Here is an 18,783-nt window from a genome sequence, read left to right on the forward strand (position 1 = left end):
TAGCTTTACCAGCCAGTGACGGCCTTCAAACCATTACCAATTTCAGCCAGGCTCCGGACTGTTCTTACGCCCGCATCTTCCAGAGCAGCAAACTTTTCATCTGCTGTTCCCTTGCCACCCGCAATAATAGCGCCCGCATGGCCCATACGCTTACCAGCGGGGGCCGTTACACCGGCAATATAGGATACAACCGGTTTGGTAACGTTGTGTTTGATGTACAGGGCGGCCTCTTCCTCAGCAGTGCCACCAATCTCACCAATCATAACAATCGCCTCAGTGGCCGGGTCTGCTTCAAACAGGGCCAGAATATCTATGAAGTTCGATCCGGGAACCGGATCTCCGCCTATACCTACACAGGTGGACTGGCCAAAGCCGTAGTCCGTTGTCTGCTTCACAGCTTCGTAGGTCAGGGTACCAGAGCGGGACACAATGCCCACCTTGCCCGGCAAGTGAATATGGCCCGGCATAATGCCAATTTTGGATTCGCCCGGAGTAATCACTCCGGGACAGTTTGGTCCGATCAATCGCACGCCCAATTCATCACACTTAACTTTGCAATCCAGCATATCAAGAGTGGGAATACCCTCTGTGATACAGACTATCAGTTGAATGCCCGCATTGGCGGCCTCAAGAATGGAATCCTTGCAGAAAGGTGCCGGAACATAGATAACTGATGCATCAGCCGCCGTCTGGGCAACAGCGTCAGCCACTGTATTGAAAACTGGCAAACCGAGATGGGTCGAGCCGCCCTTGCCCGGTGTAACCCCACCCACCATGTTGGTGCCGTAGGCAATCGCCTGTTCGGAGTGGAAAGTACCCTGACCACCGGTAATGCCCTGACAGATAACCCGAGTCGATTTGTTGATTAAAATAGCCATTACTGGTTACCCTCCGCAGCTTTTACCACCTGCTCGGCCGCATCAGTAAGACTGGTAGCCGCAATAATATTTAAACCACTGTCCGCAAGAAGTTTTGAGCCCAGCTCGGCATTATTACCTTCCAGGCGCACCACCACAGGTACTTTTACACCGACTTCTTCAACGGCGCCGATAACGCCCTCGGCAATCAGATCACAACGAACAATACCGCCAAAAATATTGATCAAAACGGCTTCGACCTTGTCGTCAGAAAGGATGATTTTAAAGGCTTCCACCACTCGCTCCTTGGTCGCACCACCGCCTACATCCAGGAAGTTAGCTGGCTGTCCACCATGCAATTTGACGATATCCATCGTCCCCATGGCCAAGCCTGCACCATTCACCATGCAGCCGATGTTTCCGTCCAGGGCCACATAATTGAGATCCCATCTGGCGGCGTGGGCCTCACGGGCATCTTCCTGGGATGGGTCGTGCATACCCTGAAGTTTCTTTTGACGATACATGGCATTGCTGTCGATATTAATCTTGCCATCGAGGCAATGCAGTCTGCCCTCATCGGTGATGACCAGGGGGTTAATCTCCAGTAATGCAAGATCATATTCATGAAATAATTTGGATAGGCCAAGAAAGAGCCTGGTGAATTGCTTGATCTGCTCAGCATTGAGGCCCAGCTTGAAGCCCAATTCGCGAGCTTGATAGGGCTGTGCTCCTGTCAGTGGATCGATTGTGGCCTTGAGAATTTTCTCCGGCGTTTCTTCAGCCACCTTCTCGATTTCAACACCACCTTCTGTGGATGCCATGAAAACCACACGACGTGTAGAGCGGTCGATAACTGCACCGAGATAGAGCTCTTGTGCAATATTCGTCACTGACTCAACAAGAATCCGACTTACTGGCTGCCCATTGCTGTCAGTCTGGTAAGTCACCAGACGATTACCCAACCACTCTCGAGCGAAAGCTTCGATTTCTGCTCTGGATGACACCAGCTTAACGCCACCCGCCTTACCTCTACCGCCAGCATGCACCTGAGCTTTGACTACCCAGCGATCACCACCAATCACATCCGCAGCCGCAACTGCTTCCTTGACTGTTTCCGCTGCAATGCCCTCGGATACTGGAAGATCATACTCAGCAAACAACTGCTTTGCCTGATATTCGTGAAGGTTCATAGTCATTCCCGTTCAATAATTTAAGAATAAATAAGGAAACTCCGCAGGTCGTTGAGAGCTGCGGAGTTATAAGACAAAAACTATTTCCGTTTCTTGCGGTTCGGAATGTGAATGGCGTGGCCGTTGACCGCCAGCGCCGCTTCATGGACCGACTCTGATAGCGTGGGATGTGCAAAGACCGTCATACCGATATCTTCAGCACTTGAGCCAAACTCCATGGCTATCGCCACTTGCTGTACAAGATCTGCTGCGCTGGGGCCGACGATGTGGCAACCGAGGATACGGTCTGTTTCAGCGTGAGCGATAAGCTTCACCAAACCTTCACTGTCATTGGCCGCCAGAGCGCGGCCACTGGCAACAAAGGGGAATACACCAATGTTGTAGGGTTCACCGGCTTGCTTTAGCTGTTCTTCGGTCTTACCGACAGAAGCAATTTCCGGATGGGTGTAAATAACATTTGGCACAATGTCGTAATTCATCTGGGTCTTCTGACCCGCGATACGCTCCGCAACCATAACCCCTTCTTCAGAGCCTTTGTGAGCCAGCATCGGCCCCCTTACCACATCGCCCACAGCCCAGACTCCAGGTGCATTGGTAGCACACTTTTCATTGACAAATATAAAACCGCGCTCGTCAAGATTAACACCACAATCAGGGGCCAAAAGACCTTCAGTAAAAGGTCTGCGACCGACACAGACTATCAATTTATCAAAAGTTTCTTTAGTTTCTTCACCGGCACTATTTTGATAGGTGACAACAACCTCTTTCGCTTTAACTTCACTACCGGTAACACGACAACCCAGGCGAATATCCAGTCCCTGCTTGGTAAATATCTTCAATGATTCTTTAGCAATTTGTTGGTCCATAATGGACAGGAAGTCACTCATCGCTTCGAGAAGAACAACCTTGCTACCGAGGCGGTTCCAGACGCTGCCCAATTCCAATCCGATCACCCCTGCACCTATCACACCCAGTCGTTTTGGTACAGTTGTCAGCTCCAGAGCGCCTGTGGAATCGAGAATAATTTTGTCGTCGATGGGCGCTACTGGAATATTGATGGGTTGAGACCCTGTTGCAATTATCACATTATCAGCGGCGAGCACGCGCTTGTCGCCTTTGTGATCAGTCAACTCAACCTCCCTCCCGGATAACAACTTACCTGTGCCAAACAAGGAGGTAACGCCATTACTTTTCAATAAACCTGCAATTCCACCGGTAAGCTGCTCAACAATTTTAGCTTTGCGCTCGACCATGGCTTTTACATCAATTTTTACATTACTGGTACTGATACCATGAACAGACAACTCACTTTTCGCTTCATGATATTTGTAGGAGCTATCCAATAATGCTTTTGAGGGAATGCAACCCACATTCAGGCAAGTGCCCCCATTGACGCTTTCACCCTTGGCATTCTGCCACTTTTCAATACAAGCAGTCTTGAGACCCAGCTGGGCACAGCGGATAGCCGCAACATAACCGGCTGGACCAGCTCCAATCACGATGACGTCATATTTTTCTTGCATCATTAATCCTATTAAATTCAGTTAGCTAAGCACTATATCTCAAGTAAAATCTTAGCTGGATTCTCAATCATTTCCTTGATAGCCACGAGAAACTGCACCGCTTCCTTACCATCGATCAAGCGGTGGTCGTAAGACAAGGCCAAATACATCATCGGACGAATAACCACCTGACCATTTTCGGCTACTGGACGCTCCTGGATTTTATGCATTCCGAGAATTGCAGTTTGCGGGGGATTCAATATTGGCGTTGACAGCAATGACCCAAAGACACCTCCGTTTGTAATCGTGAAAGTACCCCCCGTCATTTCTTCGATAGACAATTTGCCGTCACGGGCTTTTGCACCAAACTCGGCAATTGTGCTTTCAACATCAGCGATACTCATTGTGTCGGCATCGCGAAGTACCGGTACAACCAGGCCCTTATCGGTAGATACAGCGACGCCGACATCCTGGTACCCGTGATAAACAATATCCGGGCCATCAATAGAGGCATTCACTGCGGGAAAACGCTTCAGCGCTTCAGTTGCAGCTCGTACAAAGAAGCCCATAAAGCCAAGCCGGGTACCACTGTGAATTTTCGAGAACGAATCCTTGAACTCATTACGTAAATTCATGATTCGGTGCATATCCACTTCATTAAACGTGGTGAGCATGGCAGTAGTTTGAGTCACCTGAACCAGGCGATCGGCGATACGCGACCGCATCCGTGTCATCGGAACACGTTTTTCAATCCGGTCTCCTCCTGCCAGAGGAGGCAGACTGACAGCGGGTGAGGGGGTACTGCCGCCCGCCGCTGGCTGAACTTGCGAAACTGGCTGTAGAGAGACAATATCTTCTTTAGTGATTCTGCCATCCTTACCAGTGCCGCTGACCAGTTGCAAATCAACACCCTTTTCTTCAGCAAGTTTTCTGGCAGAGGGACTGGCAATTTTTTCATCGCTCGAATCTTTGGGACTGTCCCCGGATTCTGCTTCCAGTGACGGCGCAGAATCCACTGCGGCGGGCTTCACAGGATTGTTGCCAGCCAAAACGCGGGCAATGACCTCATTGCTCTGAACAATATCTCCCTCGCCCTTCAAAACTTCTTCAAGGATTCCATCTGCAGGAGCAACCACTTCGAGAACCACTTTGTCTGTTTCGATATCAACCAACAACTCATCGCGAGTAACAGAATCTCCTGGCTTTTTGTGCCATGTAGCAATATTTCCCTCTTGAACTGATTCAGGGAAAGTAGGCGCCTTAATTTCAATGCTCATTTTTTATCATTTCCTTGGTCTAAGGATGGTTTTGACGGCTAAAAGCTCAACGCTTCATTAACAAATCTTGCCTGCTCCTCGAGATGGGCCGACATGTAACCCGCAGCCGGTGCTGCAGAAGCAGGTCGACCAACATAACGAAGGGCCAAACCCTCATTGTACTGGTCAAGCACACTGCGTATATGATGTTGACTGCTATACCAGGCTCCCTGATTGATTGGCTCTTCCTGACACCAGATCACCTCCTCCAAATTTTTATACTCTCTGAGCACCTTCAACAGATCATCATCGGGGAATGGGTAAAGCTGTTCGATACGAACCATGGCAATGTCATCAATTTTACGCTCCATTCGTTCTTCCAACAGATGGTAATAGACCTTGCCGGAACACAATATCAAGCGACGTGCATGAGCGGGAAGCACCTCTTTCTCAGGAATCACCGGCATAAAATGCCCCTCAGCCAGATCTTCCAGTGAGGACGTTGCAAGCTTGTGACGAAGGATCCATTTGGGACTCATCACCACCAAAGGGCGACGCATTGGTCTGATCGCCTGGCGGCGAAGCATATGGTAGACCTGAGCAGGGGTTGTCGGGATACAGACCTGAATATTGTGTTCGGCACAAAGCTGCAAAAAACGTTCAAGTCTGGCTGATGAGTGCTCCGGACCCTGCCCTTCATAACCATGTGGCAACAGCATGGTCAGACCACACAACCGACCCCATTTGTGCTCACCACTAGTGATGAACTGATCGATCACAACCTGAGCACCATTCGCGAAATCCCCGAACTGTGCCTCCCATATCACCAGACCGGATGGTGCCGTCGTGGAATAACCATATTCAAATGCTAAAACAGCTTCTTCCGACAGGAAAGAGTCATAAATGTCAAACGTAGGCTGCCCCTCCGAAAGATGCTTCAGTGGAGTGTAAGTTTCGCCATCTTTCTGATTATAAAGCACTGCATGACGGTGAGAAAAAGTACCCCGACCAATGTCCTGACCCGTCATCCGAATAGGATAGCCTTCCTCTAACAGCGTCGCATAGGCCAGCAGTTCCCCCATTCCCCAGTTAAGCTCCAGGGCGCCGGCAGCCATCTTCAGCCGGTCATCGTGAATTTTTTCCACCTGGCGCTGCAGTACAATTCCTTCCGGTATTTGGCACATTCTGCCAGCCAGATCTTTTAGCTTGGTCAATGGATATGAAGTATTTGCTGGAGTGACCCACTCATGGCCAAGATAGGGAGACCAGTCGACAAACAGGGCATCATCGGGCTCTGATACAAGCTTATTCACGACATTATGTCCCTTGTCGAGAATATTTCGGTAATCCGCCAGCAGACTCTCCGCAGCAGACTCTCCAAGCACCCCATCACTTGCCAGCCTGTCGGCATACAGTGCTCTGGTTGTTTTGTGTTTCTTGATAACCTTATACATCAGAGGTTGAGTCGATGAAGGTTCGTCAGTTTCGTTGTGACCTCTCCGACGATAACAGAACAGGTCTATGACAATATCCCGTTTGAACTGGTATCGGTAATCTGCAGCCAGGAAGGTTGCAAACATGACCGCATCGGGATCGTCTGCGCTGACGTGAATGATCGGCGCCTGAACCATTTTTGCCACATCAGTACAATACTCTGTCGAACGGGCATCATCCTGGCGGCTGGTGGTAAACCCCACCTGATTGTTGATCACAATATGAATACTGCCACCCGTTTTGTAACCCCTAGTCTGGGACATCTGGAATGTTTCCATCACCACACCCTGACCAGCAAAAGACGCATCGCCATGAACGATAACGGGTACCACCTGGTTACCTTCCGGATCTTTCCTGCGGTCCTGGCGTGCCCTGGCCGAACCCTCCACTACCGGAGCTGCGATCTCCAGATGCGAGGGGTTGAAGGCTAGGGCCAAATGTACTTCACCGCCAGGCGTCATCACGTTGGAGGAAAAACCCTGGTGATATTTTACGTCTCCTGATGTATCGACGTGTCTTTTACCCTCAAATTCAGCAAACAGATCTGCCGGGCTTTTGCCCAACACATTCACCAGGACATTCAGCCGTCCCCTGTGGGCCATGGCCAGGACAATTTCCTTGGCACCGTACTCACCGGCTCTTTCGATAAGACCGTCAAGCATCGGGATCAGCGATTCACCACCTTCCAGACCAAACCGCTTGGTACCCGGGTATTTGGAGTCGAGGTGTCGCTCCAACCCTTCCGCCGCAGTGAGTCGCTGCAATACGTGCTTGCGCGTTTCACTGTCATAGACAGGCTTTGATCGCACGCTCTCAAGACGCTGTTGAAACCACTGCTTTTCAGCCAGATCAGTGATATGCATCAGCTCAACACCAACGTGGCGACAGTAGGTCTCTTCCAGAGCAGAAATAATTTCTTTCAGCGTGGCTTCCTGTTTACCGATAAACAAGGTGCCACACTGAAAAGTGGTATCAAGATCGGCTTCCGTCAGACCGTGATAAGACAGCTGAAGGTCCGGAACGGTCTCCCGTTTCACAACACCCAGCGGGTCGAGACTTGCTTTCTGATGACCGCGGTTACGATAGGAACTGATGAGATGAAGTACTTTAACCTGCTTCCGCTCATGTTCGATATTGACGCCGCCGGAACCAGGTGCTGGCACAGGTCTCGCCCTGCGACGGCCGAGCAGTTCAAAATGCTCCTGAATGGTCGCATGGGATACATCGGTCCCGTTATGGCCATTAATCCCGGGGAGGGAGCTAAAGAAGGAGCGCCACTCATCAGGCACTGCGTTGGGGTCGTGTAGATAGGTTTCGTACAAACCTTCGATATATGCAGCATTCCCACCAGAGAGATGAGAAGTGCGCAAAAATTGCTGCATGATGCTTTCAGGCATCGAAATGTTTCCTGTAGTCAGTCAGATCACAAAATTACCAAGGCCTCCACCACAGGAAGCCTTGGCAGATTGTACTGCAATGTACTTTAAGTAGCACTTCTCAGTAACATATTTCTGATATGACCAATCGCTTTTGTAGGGTTAAGCCCCTTGGGGCAAACTGCCACACAGTTTTGAATTCCGTGGCAACGGAAAACACTGAATGGGTCATCGAGATCAGCGAGTCGTTGCTCCGTATTTGTGTCCCGACTATCCACCAGAAAACGGTACGCTTGGAGCAAGCCGGCAGGCCCGATAAACTTGTCCGGGTTCCACCAGAACGAGGGGCAACTGGTAGAACAGCACGCACACAGAATACACTCGTAAAGACCGTCCAACTTCGCCCGATCTTCAGGAGACTGAAGGCGCTCGATAGCCGGTGCCGGCTGGTTGTTCACCAGATAGGGCTGAATCTTTTCATATTGAGCGTAAAACTGGCTCATATCGATGACTAGATCCCGAATAACGGGCAGACCGGGCAGCGGACGGAGTGTCAGCTTGCCACCTTTTACTGCAGCCGAGAGCGGTGTGATACAAGCCAATCCATTCTTACCATTGATATTCATGCCATCTGAACCGCAAACCCCTTCACGGCATGAGCGACGGTAGGACAACGTTGAATCCTGCGCTTTAAGCTGCTCCAACACATCGAGCACCATCACATCCTTGCCAGCAGTATCCACTTCATAATCCTGCATGTACGGCGCTTCATCCGTCTCGGGGTTGTAGCGATAAATACTAACTTTCAACATGGTTCAAACCCTTATCAGTAGGTGCGCGCCTTGGGCGCGAAGGCTTCCATGGTTTTAGGTGCAAAATTGACACCTCGCTTACCAACTTCTTTCGTCTCGGGAAAATAGACCGAATGGCACAACCAGTTTGTATCATCCCGTTCAGTGAAATCTTCACGGGCGTGGGCACCACGGCTTTCTTTTCTGCCTTCAGCAGTAATAGCCGTAGCTTCTGCAACTTCTAAAAGATTTTGCAGCTCCAGCGCCTCAATTCGAGCCGTATTGAAGGCATTGCTCTTGTCATCTAGGCGAACATTTTCTATCCGGGGGCGAAGAGCCTTCAGTTTCTCAATACCTTCCTGCATATAGTCGCCACGACGAAACACGCCAAAATAGTTCTGCATGATACTTTGCAGCTCGGACCGAAGCTCTGCAGCAGTCTCACCATCACTTGAGTTATTGACTCGATTTATGCCGGACATCGCGGCCTCAATATCTGCCTCAGTGGCATCCTTCAGCTCAACACCCTCGCGGAGTGCCTGCTCAATAAACAGGCCGGATGAGCGACCAAACACCACCAAATCCAGTAATGAGTTACCACCAAGGCGGTTTGCACCATGAACAGACACACAAGCGACCTCACCGCAGGCGTACAAACCATTTATAACCTGGTCATTGCCATTGGCATCAAGAGTCAGCGCCTGACCGGACACGTTAGTGGGAACACCACCCATCATGTAGTGGCAGGTGGGCACCACAGGAATTGGTTCTTTGACCGGATCCACGTGAGCAAATGTCCTGGATAACTCGCAAATGCCGGGCAGACGGCTCTCAAGAATTTCTTCACCGAGATGATCCAGCTTGAGCATCACGTGATCGCCTTTCTCGCCACACCCACGGCCTTCCAGAATTTCCAGAACCATAGAGCGGGCAACCACATCTCTCCCCGCCAGGTCTTTGGCATTAGGGGCATAGCGTTCCATAAAGCGCTCCCCATCTTTGTTAATCAGGTAACCGCCCTCACCGCGACAGCCCTCTGTCACCAATGTGCCCGCACCAGCAATACCAGTGGGGTGGAACTGCCACATTTCCATATCCTGCACCGGGAAACCAGCCCTGAGAGCCATACCAACACCGTCACCCGTGTTGATATGGGCATTGGTAGTCGATGCGTAAATTCTCCCTGCCCCCCCAGTAGCAAGGACTGTTGCCTTAGACTTCACGTAGACGGTTTCACCAGTTTCAACATTAATAGCAATAACGCCGACAACGGCATTATCGGCATTTTTCACGAGGTCGACTGCAAACCACTCATTAAAGAACACCGTATTGTTTTTGATATTATTTTGGTAGAGCGTGTGTAATAACGCATGGCCCGTACGGTCCGCCGCAGCACAGGTTCTCGCTGCCTGCCCCCCTTCACCAAAATTTTTCGACTGTCCACCGAAAGGTCGTTGATAAATACGGCCCTCTTCGGTGCGGGAAAAGGGAAGACCCATATGCTCCAGTTCAAATACCGCTTCTGGTCCTACAGAACACATATATTCAATGGCTTCCTGATCACCAATATAATCAGAACCCTTGACTGTATCGTACATATGCCAACGCCAGTCGTCGTTGGGATCGTCGCTGGCAATCGCACAAGTAATCCCACCTTGCGCTGAAACTGTGTGTGAGCGAGTCGGGAAAACCTTGGAAATCACTGCTGTTTTGTAGCCGGATTGGGCCAATTGGAGCGCGGCTCGCATACCGGCGCCGCCACCACCGACAATTACGCCGTCAAACGAAATGGTTCTTATACTATTCATGGATTCAGATTCCCCATACGATATCAAGAGCCCAGATGACATAAATCAAGGTGACTGCAATCATCCCCAACTGAAGAAAAATACGCAGCGCTGTGGCCTTTGGACCAAGCAGGCGTACTGTGACGTAATCCGTCAGGACGGCCCACAAACCGATCCATGCATGAACAGCGATAGACAATACTGTCAGGACGTTAAAGACTTTCATGGCGAAATAGCTGTGCAATACGAGCCACTGGCTGTATTCAAGACCAGAATTGAAAAGCAGGTAGCCGGTAATGAATACGGTGTAGGCTGCCATAACCACAGCAGTAACACGCTGCAGCAACCAGTCGGACAGGCCACTGCGACTGAAGCTGGTAACATTGGTGATCATACCCATACCCAGACCCCCGCGAGCAGAATTAGAACAACAGCAACGATCAGAACAATTTTTGCCCCCAGGCGCCCTCCTTCAAGGGTTTCACCTACACCAAAATCCATAATCAAGTGGCGGACTCCCGCAACGATGTGGTACGCCAGACCTGCCAAGGCAGCCCAGATAATCAACTGGCAAACCGGGCTGTTCATTGTTTCCCTGATAGCATTAAATCCTTGCTCTGAGGAAAGGCTGGTATCCAGCAGCCATAGAAATACAGCAACTGCGCCGAACAGCACCACACCTGAAACACGATGCAGAATGGATACATAAGAAGTTATCGGAAGCTGTATTGTTCCGATATCGAGATTTACAGGTCTTTTCTTGTTCACGATATACACACCTTAAGTCCGCGAATTGTGCAGAATACAGAAATATAACGCAGGAGAAATCGGCAAAACCGTTGCCGGCATACCGGGCTAAAATCGGGGAAAAATTATAGGAGTATTGCGCCAGAATTACAATTAAACCAGACCACCATGTACCATCAAGAGAACTATAGTAGTAGAGGATAACGGTTATTCACTTGCTGTATTTGCAGTAAAATTGACAAACACAGCGAGAAGGCTATAGTTTTCCGCCTCAGAAATAGTTTGCATGCTTGATGCTAGCATCTCGCTCCCTGATTCGTAGGAGAACCCAATGAGCAATAAGAAAGTCCATCTTTCTGTAGAGGGCACAGATATTCATCTTGAGCTACCGATACTTAAAAGTACTCTCGGCCAAGATGTCATCGATATCTCCAAGGTGCCTGAAACAGGTTGTTTTACGTTTGATCCCGGCTTTGGTGCCACCGCCGCCTGTGAATCAAAAATTACTTTTATTGACGGCGATAAGGGTGTGTTGCTCCATCGCGGCTATCCTATAGAGCAACTTGCACAAAAATCCGATTATCTTGAAACCTGTTATTTATTGCTGAATGGCGAGCTCCCTTCTCCCGCAGAAAAAAAGGAATTTGAGCAGATTATCAGCATGCATACCATGGTAAATCGCTCTATCGAGCAATTCATGTCCGGCTTCCGTTACGATGCACACCCGATGGCCATGCTCTGCGGTTCGGTGGGTGGTATGTCATCGTTTTATCACGATTCCATGGACATTAATGATCCCGAACATCGCATGATCACCGCGCATCGGTTGATTGCGAAAATGCCAACCCTTGCAGCCATGTGTCACAAACATTTTATTGGTCAGCCTTATATGTACCCCGACAACAGGCGGGGTTATGCAGAGAACTTTCTTCACATGATGTTTGGCACCCCATGTGAAGAAAGCAATATTAACCCCGTTGTTGCGAAGGCAATGGACTTATTGTTCCTGCTACATGCCGACCATGAACAGAACGCCTCCACCTCGACCGTCCGCCTCGCCGGGTCTTCCGGCGCCAATCCCTTTTCCTGTATAGCCGCAGGTATTGCAGCACTATGGGGCCCTGCGCACGGTGGCGCCAATCAGGCTGTTCTGGAAATGCTCGAACAAATCGGTGATGAAAAGTATATCGACAAGTTTGTACTTCGCGCCAAGGACAAGGATGACCCCTTCCGACTGATGGGCTTCGGTCACCGGGTCTACAAAAACTTTGATCCCCGGGCCAAAGTCATGAAAGATGCCTGTGACGCAGTACTGACTGAGCTCGGCATTGAAAACGATCCATTATTGAAAATCGCCAAGCGTCTGGAACAAATTGCACTGGAAGACGAATATTTTGTCGAGAAAAAACTCTACCCCAATGTAGATTTCTACTCCGGAATTATCATGAAAGCCATTGGCATTCCGACTGAAATGTTTACGGTTATTTTCGCGACCGGTCGTACTGTTGGCTGGATATCTCACTGGAATGAGATGCTCAGCAACCCTTACCGTATTGGCCGTCCAAGGCAGCTCTACACAGGCTCCCCGAAACGCGACTACCCCGGCTGATTCGATTTGCCAAAATGCTCTGAGTCCAAGAAAACCACTCTCTGAGTGGTTTTCTTGGTTCTTTACTAGCCAAATTACCTTACTCTACTGCAGTGATTCTATATTTACGATCCAATTCGCGGACTCATACGCCAGCAGCAAAATCCATTATTCTGTAGTAACATCCAATAAAAGCTGGTCTGAACTTGATCTGAAAGATCGAGTCTGATTGTAAAGTGACATCCGGAGGCTAAAAATGAGCATTAAACAAGTAAGTAAGTTACTTCTCCCCATTGGCATAGTGCTATCACTTTTATTCACGACAACTACATATGCCGACGAAAATACCCCTGAAGGTGTCGTAAACAGCTACTACGCCGCATTAAAAGCCCGTAAATATGAGCAGGCATATGACCTTTTGACACCAAGAATGATCGATGGTCGGACCAAAAAAGAGTATGCGGCCGACTGGAAAAATATCGTGGATATGGCCTCTGTGATTCTGCATGAGTACGGCATAACATCGGTGGAAATTGATGGAGAAACCGCGAAGGTAAATGCCTGGACCAGAGCCAGTGATGTATTCAATACCAAAGGGATTATTGAAAAAGAAGTCGACCACCTGATTCTGACCAACGGCGTATGGAAATTGGACGCAACAGAGGTCAGTATGGAAGCAGTCGATATGTAAACCTGCCGATCAAACCGCCCCTTGGGCGGTTTTTTACACCTATCGATGGGCACGACTAACGTCCAATAGCATCCACCTGTTTATTTGTGAACAATCGGCCCTGCCACATGGGCAGCCATCTATGCAGAGAATGTCTCGTCAGTTATCGCCGTACTGTCAGTTCCATCACTTCTCGCCGACTATATCTACGGTACAGCATCACCACAATATGTATGGGGAATGTTACTCGAGATATGCTGCTATATGGCGGTGGAGTTTTTTATGTATGGGCCCGTTTACAAGACAACGGGCCTGATTTATGGCATAGCCTTTTTTGTATCCCTGAGCTGCGCCGTGCTCGGCTATGCGCTACTCCGTTGGAAAACCCGAAAGATTGATTCCCCTAGCCAAGGTCAAGGTTCTGTTTAGTTGCCGCCCTCGACGAGCCGGAGCAAATGTTAAAACTTCGTCATGGGGTTTATAAATGGCATTCATCCACGGCCAAACTCATGGTGTTGTGTCGGCTACGTGACATCGCCCAGAAGGGATGTACCAGTTCTTCTACAACCTGCTTACCTTGAATCCCATCTTTTAAAAAGCTTTATTGCTTTCACTTTATAATCTTTTGCCTTCCGCCACTTCCGAGTTATCGGAAGGTATTCATCCTGCGGCGTCGACTAAACTTGTCATGTCAGGCCATTCGCCTGAAACCTTTTCGACAAACATTCCAATAAATGACATTCTATTTCTTTAGATAAGAAATCATTGTGTCAACATCACTGCACTCAAATGGATCATCTGGGCAATCATCCATCATCCCAGCTTCAGTAAATAATTTCTTTATTTCCCCATCAACCACATAGGCAGAATAACGCCATGAGACTTCACCAGGTTTCTTTTTAACCAACATTCCCATCAAGCGAGTAAAATCTCCCTGTGCATCAGGTAACATTTTTACATTATTAATGCCTAAATTTTTCGCCCATTGGAGCATGGTAAAGGGAGCACTCATGCTCAAACAGTAGACTTCATCAATACCCAGTGACTTCAGCTCATCATACTTGGCATCATAACCAGGCAAATGCGCAGTAGAGCGCGTCTCAGTAAATGCAGCCGGCAGTGAAAATATAACGACACTTTTACCCGAGAATATTTCTTCTGTTGAAATATCCACCCAGCGAAACGGGTTTCTCCCGCCAACACTTTCACCACGGACACGATTTTTGAAAATCACATTTGGTACATTATTGCTCATCATTCCCTCCTTTTTTCGAAGTGAAGTACCAGATTTTTAAAGCGCTTAAATATTTATACATGACGCATACGCACTTCGCCGAATCCAATGTTCGGCGTCCTTTCAAACCACTTGATACTGAAATACAGATTGAGGTATTTCTGATTCTTTTCAGAACTGAGCGAATTTCCCCATTATCCAAAATGACAGGACCCCGTTATCTCTTCCCTACTGCTAGGAACCTATTATTTTTTGGCAATTCTTAAGCCGACTGGATAGACAACAAGCATGGGCTGAGTATAAACCGTGCATTGGATTTGACAACACTCCGATATACGAACAAAAAACAACTTACCAATTCGCATAAAAAAGTGCCCAATGCCCAGCTTTTCCTCACCTCTATGCCCGCTTACGTGGATACAATATTCGAACAGAAAGGAGTCATCTTTTATGCTTAACACATGGACTTAAATTGGGAAACGAAAAAGGCCCGCTCGGAAGAAGGCCTTTTATGACGTTGATTTACAACGGTTTTTTGGTGGAGCTAAGCGGGATCGAACCGCTGACCTCAACACTGCCAGTGTTGCGCTCTCCCAGCTGAGCTATAGCCCCTTTAAAGAGGGCGCAATTTTAGGCACAGCCCTCTGGAGTGTCAAGCTTGTTCTTCCGGATGTTCAGCACGAATTGTGGATAAGCCATGGTACTCTTTTTCCCAGGCCTTGAGCTGCTTTTTGGATACACCGCCAGATATCTCCAGAGCGTGCCTGACGCGTGCTCTGACCATATCGGGCCCTAGTATGGCCATAGCATCAAACAATGGTGGAGCCGAAGCAGAACCTGCGACGGCAACAAACAACGGTGACAGGAAATCTTTTAACTTTAAACCCATCTCTCCAGCAATTTGATTGAGCTCCTCATACAAACCCTCCCTGCTCCAGTGACGCAACGCATCAAGCCGCCAGGAACTGTATTGCAAAATTCTGCGCACTGTTTCATTGTCCAGCTTTTTATGCTCGAAGTGAGAAGCCTCGAGTTTCGGAATGCCCGAAAACATAAACCCGAGTAACGGCGCAATATCGGAAAACTTTTCTACCCGCTCCTTGATTAGAGGAATCATCTTGGAGAGGTTGTCACGATTTATCGCCCACTCTGCAATACGATTGGCAAATGCCTGCTCATCCAGATTTTCACGGATCCATCGGCCATTCAGCCAATCCAGCTTTTCAGTGTCGAAAACCGGCCCACCCAGGTGCACCGTACTCAGGTCAAACTGATCAAGCATCTCCTGCAGGCTGAACTTTTCACTCTCGTCCGGCATGGACCAGCCCATACGCCCGAGATAATTGACCACAGCTTCGGGCATGTAACCCATATCCCGGTAATAGTTGATGCTGGTGGGATTTTTTCGCTTGCTGAGTTTGCTCTTATCGGGATTTCTCAGCAATGGCATATGACAGAGCTCAGGGATCTCCCAACCGAAATACTGATACAGCAGAAAGTGTTTCGGTGCCGAATTGATCCATTCCTCGCCACGAATGACATGGGTGATTTTCATCAGATGATCGTCGACCACATTGGCAAGGTGATAAGTGGGCAAGCCGTCAGCTTTGAGTAATACCTGCATATCAACCTGCTGCCAGGGGATCTCGATCTGACCACGCAGCAAGTCCTGAAAAACACAACTGCCTTCATTCGGGATTTTCATGCGAATAACATGAGGTTCCCCAGCCGCGAGCCGTTTTTTGACCTCTTCAGCAGACAGCGCCAAACCACGGCCATCATATTTTGGGGATTCTCCTCTAGCCACCTGATCATGGCGCATCTCATCCAGTTCTTCAGGTGTCGCGAAGCAATAAAATGCATGGCCCTTTTGGACTAGCTCCATGACATGCTGCCAGTAGATATCCTTGCGCTCACTCTGACGATAGGGGCCATAAGGCCCACCAATATCCGGACCTTCAGACCAGTCGAGGCCCAGCCAACGCAGGGAATCCAGAATCATTTTCTCGGATTCAGGGGTGCTACGAACCTGGTCTGTATCTTCAATGCGGAGGATAAATTCTCCGCCGTGGCTGCGAGCGAAACAGAGATTAAAAAGGGCGACATACGCGGTGCCAACATGGGGGTCACCGGTGGGTGATGGAGCAATACGTGTGCGAACAGACATCAAATAAAACTCCGCTTGGAGCAAAAAAGGGGATCAACAGAAAAAGAGTTTAATTATACGCAGAACAGGACTAACCAACAGTTTTCAACGCAGGCTGGCCCAAAAAATAACCCTGCGCTGCATCAGCATCCAACTCAGCGAGCTGATTCCATTCCTGTTCATTCTCGACACCTTCAACCCAGAGTTGCAAACCACTGTTGTGCGCGAGCCCCGCAAGCGATTTGATATAAAACTGGTTGTCGGGATTAGTGTCCAGTTGGTGAAGAAAACTTCGGTGAACCTTGAGGTGATTCAAGGGCAGGCTGCTCAGGTAACCAAAAGCCGCAGACTCAAGACCGAAGTGATCGATGCCGAGCGATGTGTCGTACTTTTGCAATAGCTGGCTAAAGGCCCTGAGGGCCGCATCGTTTCCTTTCATCGCATATTCCGGGACCTCAAACACCAACTTGCTCGCCAATCGCCGCTGAGAAGCCAGAAATGTATCAAGCCACCTCAGAAAGCCGGGGGTCTTGATTGATACTATCGATAGATTGACACACAGCTTGGCAGCCGCTTCCTTCTCCCGCTCCGCCGATGGCAGCGACTCCAGAATCAGTCGATCAAGGCCAGGCATCAATCCCAGCCTTTCAGCAATGGGAATCACCACAGCGGCAGCCAGTAAATCTTTGCCGTTGAGAAACCGCACATATACTTCCTGCGCCAACAGTGCTTTTTCCGTAATACTGACAATAGGCTGATAGTGAAGCGCCACAACCCGGTTTTGAATGGCCTGATTGAGGAAAATTTCCCACTCATTAAGAGGCTTACCCAATACGGGAATATCCCCATTTTTTACATCCGCAAATTTAATCCAGCGACTGGTGCCACCAAGTTTTGCCTGTCGCAGTGCAATATCAGCTTCACCCAGCATTTCAGATCCACTGGTAATATGCGTGTGAAAGGTAAAACCCATGTGCAAAGATAGTGGACACTTCTCGTTGTGCAGCCAAGTGATATCCTGAACGGCTGCAAATATTTTTTCTGCTAAGGCATCCCCCTCTCCTGGGGTAATATCAGGAATAAACAGCGAAAACTCCGGCCCTTGCCGCCTGGCAACAATTGCCCTTGGATGATCGACTACCGCGCTTTGCATACGCTGCCCAACAGACTTGAGGATTGCATTCCCCTCTCCCCTACCGGCATATTCGTTGACGCATGCAATGTCATGCAGTGCCAAAATAGCCAGAGCACCGGTATGTATACCGCCTTCCTGATCACCGACATAGCTTTGCAAACGATTGTCAAAATCACTCCGATTGGACAGGCCAGTGGCCGCATCCTGAAATGACTGTTTTTGCAAGCGGTCAATGAGCGAAAGCTGATCTTCAAAAACCGACTTGAGGTGGAGAGCCATCCGGTTCATGGCCTGAACCACTCGGCCGAGTTCGCGGGTTTTCGGTACGGATTCCTGGACAACAAACTTCTTGTGAAAAATATCATTCGCTTGCTGCTCAACCCGTGCAAGCGGCACCAGCAACCATTTAAGAGCAAGATACGCCAATAAACAAACCGCTAATGTAATTCCCGCGAACCAGACCAACTGCGTCGCTGTGACTCGCCAGAGCTTCAAATAAGCCTGTCCGGGATGACTGACGACTACGACTTCTCCCAATTGCATCCAGCCGGAGGTTACCTCTGCCAGCCCCTTATTACTCGGCAAATCGATAAATGACACAAACCAGCCTGGCACATCTTGTAGAGAAACCGGAAACTCCCTGTCTATCAGGATGTTTCCATCGAGATCGGAAAAATAAATTCGCTGGAAATAACCGCTGTCCGATACCGCATTAAACATGGTATCCATGGTGGCAATGTCTTTGTCATGAGCTGCCTGGGTCATGGAAAGGGCGAGCGAAGTGGCAGTGTCCTGTGCGTGGACATGCATTTGTTCGGCAACCAATTGTTGATTGTTGTATAGACTGACTAGCGTATTGCCTGCATAGAGGCAGACAAATAATAAAACAATAGCGATAATCAGCTGACGGAACAGTGTCACGCAATTTTCCTTATAGATTCAATTGACCGAGTCTAATCCAAACTGGCTCACTTGCCAATTGAGCACTGGGTCACGCTGTGACGCATCGC

At 49.1% G+C, this 18,783-nt stretch carries 14 protein-coding genes and 1 tRNA gene; 2 read left to right on the forward strand and 13 right to left on the reverse strand.

The features are described 5' to 3' along the window. Positions 1–5 precede the first annotated feature (5 nt). From sucD to sdhC, 9 genes are all read right to left on the reverse strand, one after another. Positions 6–878: a succinate--CoA ligase subunit alpha gene (sucD, locus tag ACTF5G_RS07230; RefSeq protein ID WP_438952153.1), complete on the reverse strand. Its 873-nt coding sequence runs from the start codon at positions 876–878 to the stop codon at positions 6–8. Next, entirely contained in the window at positions 878–2,047 is a 1,170-nt protein-coding gene (gene sucC / locus ACTF5G_RS07235; protein WP_438952154.1) for an ADP-forming succinate--CoA ligase subunit beta, read from the reverse strand. The genes sucD and sucC overlap by 1 nt, the downstream gene beginning before the upstream one ends. An 80-nt stretch (positions 2,048–2,127) precedes the next feature. Beyond that, positions 2,128–3,570 (reverse strand): dihydrolipoyl dehydrogenase, encoded by a 1,443-nt coding sequence (gene lpdA / locus ACTF5G_RS07240; protein WP_438952168.1) that lies wholly within the window; start codon positions 3,568–3,570, stop codon positions 2,128–2,130. A gap of 32 nt (positions 3,571–3,602) precedes the next feature. After that, positions 3,603–4,826 (reverse strand): 2-oxoglutarate dehydrogenase complex dihydrolipoyllysine-residue succinyltransferase, encoded by a 1,224-nt coding sequence (odhB, locus tag ACTF5G_RS07245; protein ID WP_438952155.1) that lies wholly within the window; start codon positions 4,824–4,826, stop codon positions 3,603–3,605. Positions 4,827–4,864: 38 nt separating this feature from the next. Next, positions 4,865–7,696, reverse strand: coding sequence for a 2-oxoglutarate dehydrogenase E1 component (locus ACTF5G_RS07250; RefSeq protein ID WP_438952156.1), 2,832 nt, complete (start codon positions 7,694–7,696; stop codon positions 4,865–4,867). A gap of 86 nt (positions 7,697–7,782) precedes the next feature. Beyond that, positions 7,783–8,487 (reverse strand): succinate dehydrogenase iron-sulfur subunit, encoded by a 705-nt coding sequence (locus ACTF5G_RS07255; RefSeq protein WP_438952157.1) that lies wholly within the window; start codon positions 8,485–8,487, stop codon positions 7,783–7,785. 14 nt (positions 8,488–8,501) lie between these two features. Beyond that, positions 8,502–10,274 (reverse strand): succinate dehydrogenase flavoprotein subunit, encoded by a 1,773-nt coding sequence (sdhA, locus tag ACTF5G_RS07260; protein ID WP_438952158.1) that lies wholly within the window; start codon positions 10,272–10,274, stop codon positions 8,502–8,504. A 4-nt stretch (positions 10,275–10,278) separates the two neighbouring features. Beyond that, positions 10,279–10,653, reverse strand: a complete 375-nt coding sequence (sdhD, locus tag ACTF5G_RS07265) for a succinate dehydrogenase, hydrophobic membrane anchor protein (protein ID WP_438952159.1) — start codon at positions 10,651–10,653, stop codon at positions 10,279–10,281. Beyond that, entirely contained in the window at positions 10,644–11,021 is a 378-nt protein-coding gene (sdhC, locus tag ACTF5G_RS07270; protein WP_438952160.1) for a succinate dehydrogenase, cytochrome b556 subunit, read from the reverse strand. Before sdhC ends, sdhD begins: the two co-directional genes overlap by 10 nt. Positions 11,022–11,331: 310 nt before the next feature. On the opposite strand from sdhC, the gene ACTF5G_RS07275 reads away from it, so the two are divergent. Together ACTF5G_RS07275 and ACTF5G_RS07280 are read left to right on the forward strand one after the other, a co-directional pair. Continuing rightward, entirely contained in the window at positions 11,332–12,609 is a 1,278-nt protein-coding gene (locus ACTF5G_RS07275; RefSeq protein ID WP_438952161.1) for a citrate synthase, read from the forward strand. Between the two features lie 235 nt (positions 12,610–12,844). Further along, positions 12,845–13,279, forward strand: coding sequence for a hypothetical protein (locus ACTF5G_RS07280; RefSeq protein WP_438952162.1), 435 nt, complete (start codon positions 12,845–12,847; stop codon positions 13,277–13,279). Between the two features lie 721 nt (positions 13,280–14,000). Here the strand turns inward: ACTF5G_RS07280 and ACTF5G_RS07285 are convergent. The 4 genes from ACTF5G_RS07285 to ACTF5G_RS07300 form a co-directional block, all read right to left on the reverse strand. Next, on the reverse strand, positions 14,001–14,513 hold the full coding sequence (locus tag ACTF5G_RS07285) for a redoxin family protein (RefSeq protein WP_438952163.1): 513 nt from the start codon (positions 14,511–14,513) through the stop codon (positions 14,001–14,003). A 515-nt stretch (positions 14,514–15,028) separates the two neighbouring features. Further along, a tRNA-Ala gene (locus ACTF5G_RS07290) sits at positions 15,029–15,104 on the reverse strand. Positions 15,105–15,144: 40 nt separating this feature from the next. Next, complete coding sequence (gltX, locus tag ACTF5G_RS07295; RefSeq protein WP_438952164.1) at positions 15,145–16,659, reverse strand: glutamate--tRNA ligase; 1,515 nt, start codon at positions 16,657–16,659, stop codon at positions 15,145–15,147. A gap of 70 nt (positions 16,660–16,729) precedes the next feature. Beyond that, a complete protein-coding gene (locus ACTF5G_RS07300; protein ID WP_438952165.1) occupies positions 16,730–18,694 on the reverse strand; it encodes a bifunctional diguanylate cyclase/phosphodiesterase in 1,965 nt (654 codons plus the stop codon). Positions 18,695–18,783 lie beyond the last annotated feature (89 nt).

The organism is Porticoccus sp. (assembly GCF_965660005.1).
In the GTDB taxonomy this organism is placed as follows: Bacteria; Pseudomonadota; Gammaproteobacteria; order Pseudomonadales; family Porticoccaceae; genus Porticoccus.

Coding starts and splice junctions, on each gene's coding strand:
- sucD (WP_438952153.1), bottom strand. CDS start 878: ATGGCTATTTTAATCAACAAATCGACTCGGGTTATCTGTCAGGGCATT.
- sucC (WP_438952154.1), bottom strand. CDS start 2,047: ATGAACCTTCACGAATATCAGGCAAAGCAGTTGTTTGCTGAGTATGAT.
- lpdA (WP_438952168.1), bottom strand. CDS start 3,570: ATGCAAGAAAAATATGACGTCATCGTGATTGGAGCTGGTCCAGCCGGT.
- odhB (WP_438952155.1), bottom strand. CDS start 4,826: ATGAGCATTGAAATTAAGGCGCCTACTTTCCCTGAATCAGTTCAAGAG.
- ACTF5G_RS07250 (WP_438952156.1), bottom strand. CDS start 7,696: ATGCCTGAAAGCATCATGCAGCAATTTTTGCGCACTTCTCATCTCTCT.
- ACTF5G_RS07255 (WP_438952157.1), bottom strand. CDS start 8,487: ATGTTGAAAGTTAGTATTTATCGCTACAACCCCGAGACGGATGAAGCG.
- sdhA (WP_438952158.1), bottom strand. CDS start 10,274: ATGAATAGTATAAGAACCATTTCGTTTGACGGCGTAATTGTCGGTGGT.
- sdhD (WP_438952159.1), bottom strand. CDS start 10,653: ATGGGTATGATCACCAATGTTACCAGCTTCAGTCGCAGTGGCCTGTCC.
- ACTF5G_RS07275 (WP_438952161.1), top strand. CDS start 11,332: ATGAGCAATAAGAAAGTCCATCTTTCTGTAGAGGGCACAGATATTCAT.
- ACTF5G_RS07280 (WP_438952162.1), top strand. CDS start 12,845: ATGAGCATTAAACAAGTAAGTAAGTTACTTCTCCCCATTGGCATAGTG.
- ACTF5G_RS07285 (WP_438952163.1), bottom strand. CDS start 14,513: ATGAGCAATAATGTACCAAATGTGATTTTCAAAAATCGTGTCCGTGGT.
- gltX (WP_438952164.1), bottom strand. CDS start 16,659: ATGTCTGTTCGCACACGTATTGCTCCATCACCCACCGGTGACCCCCAT.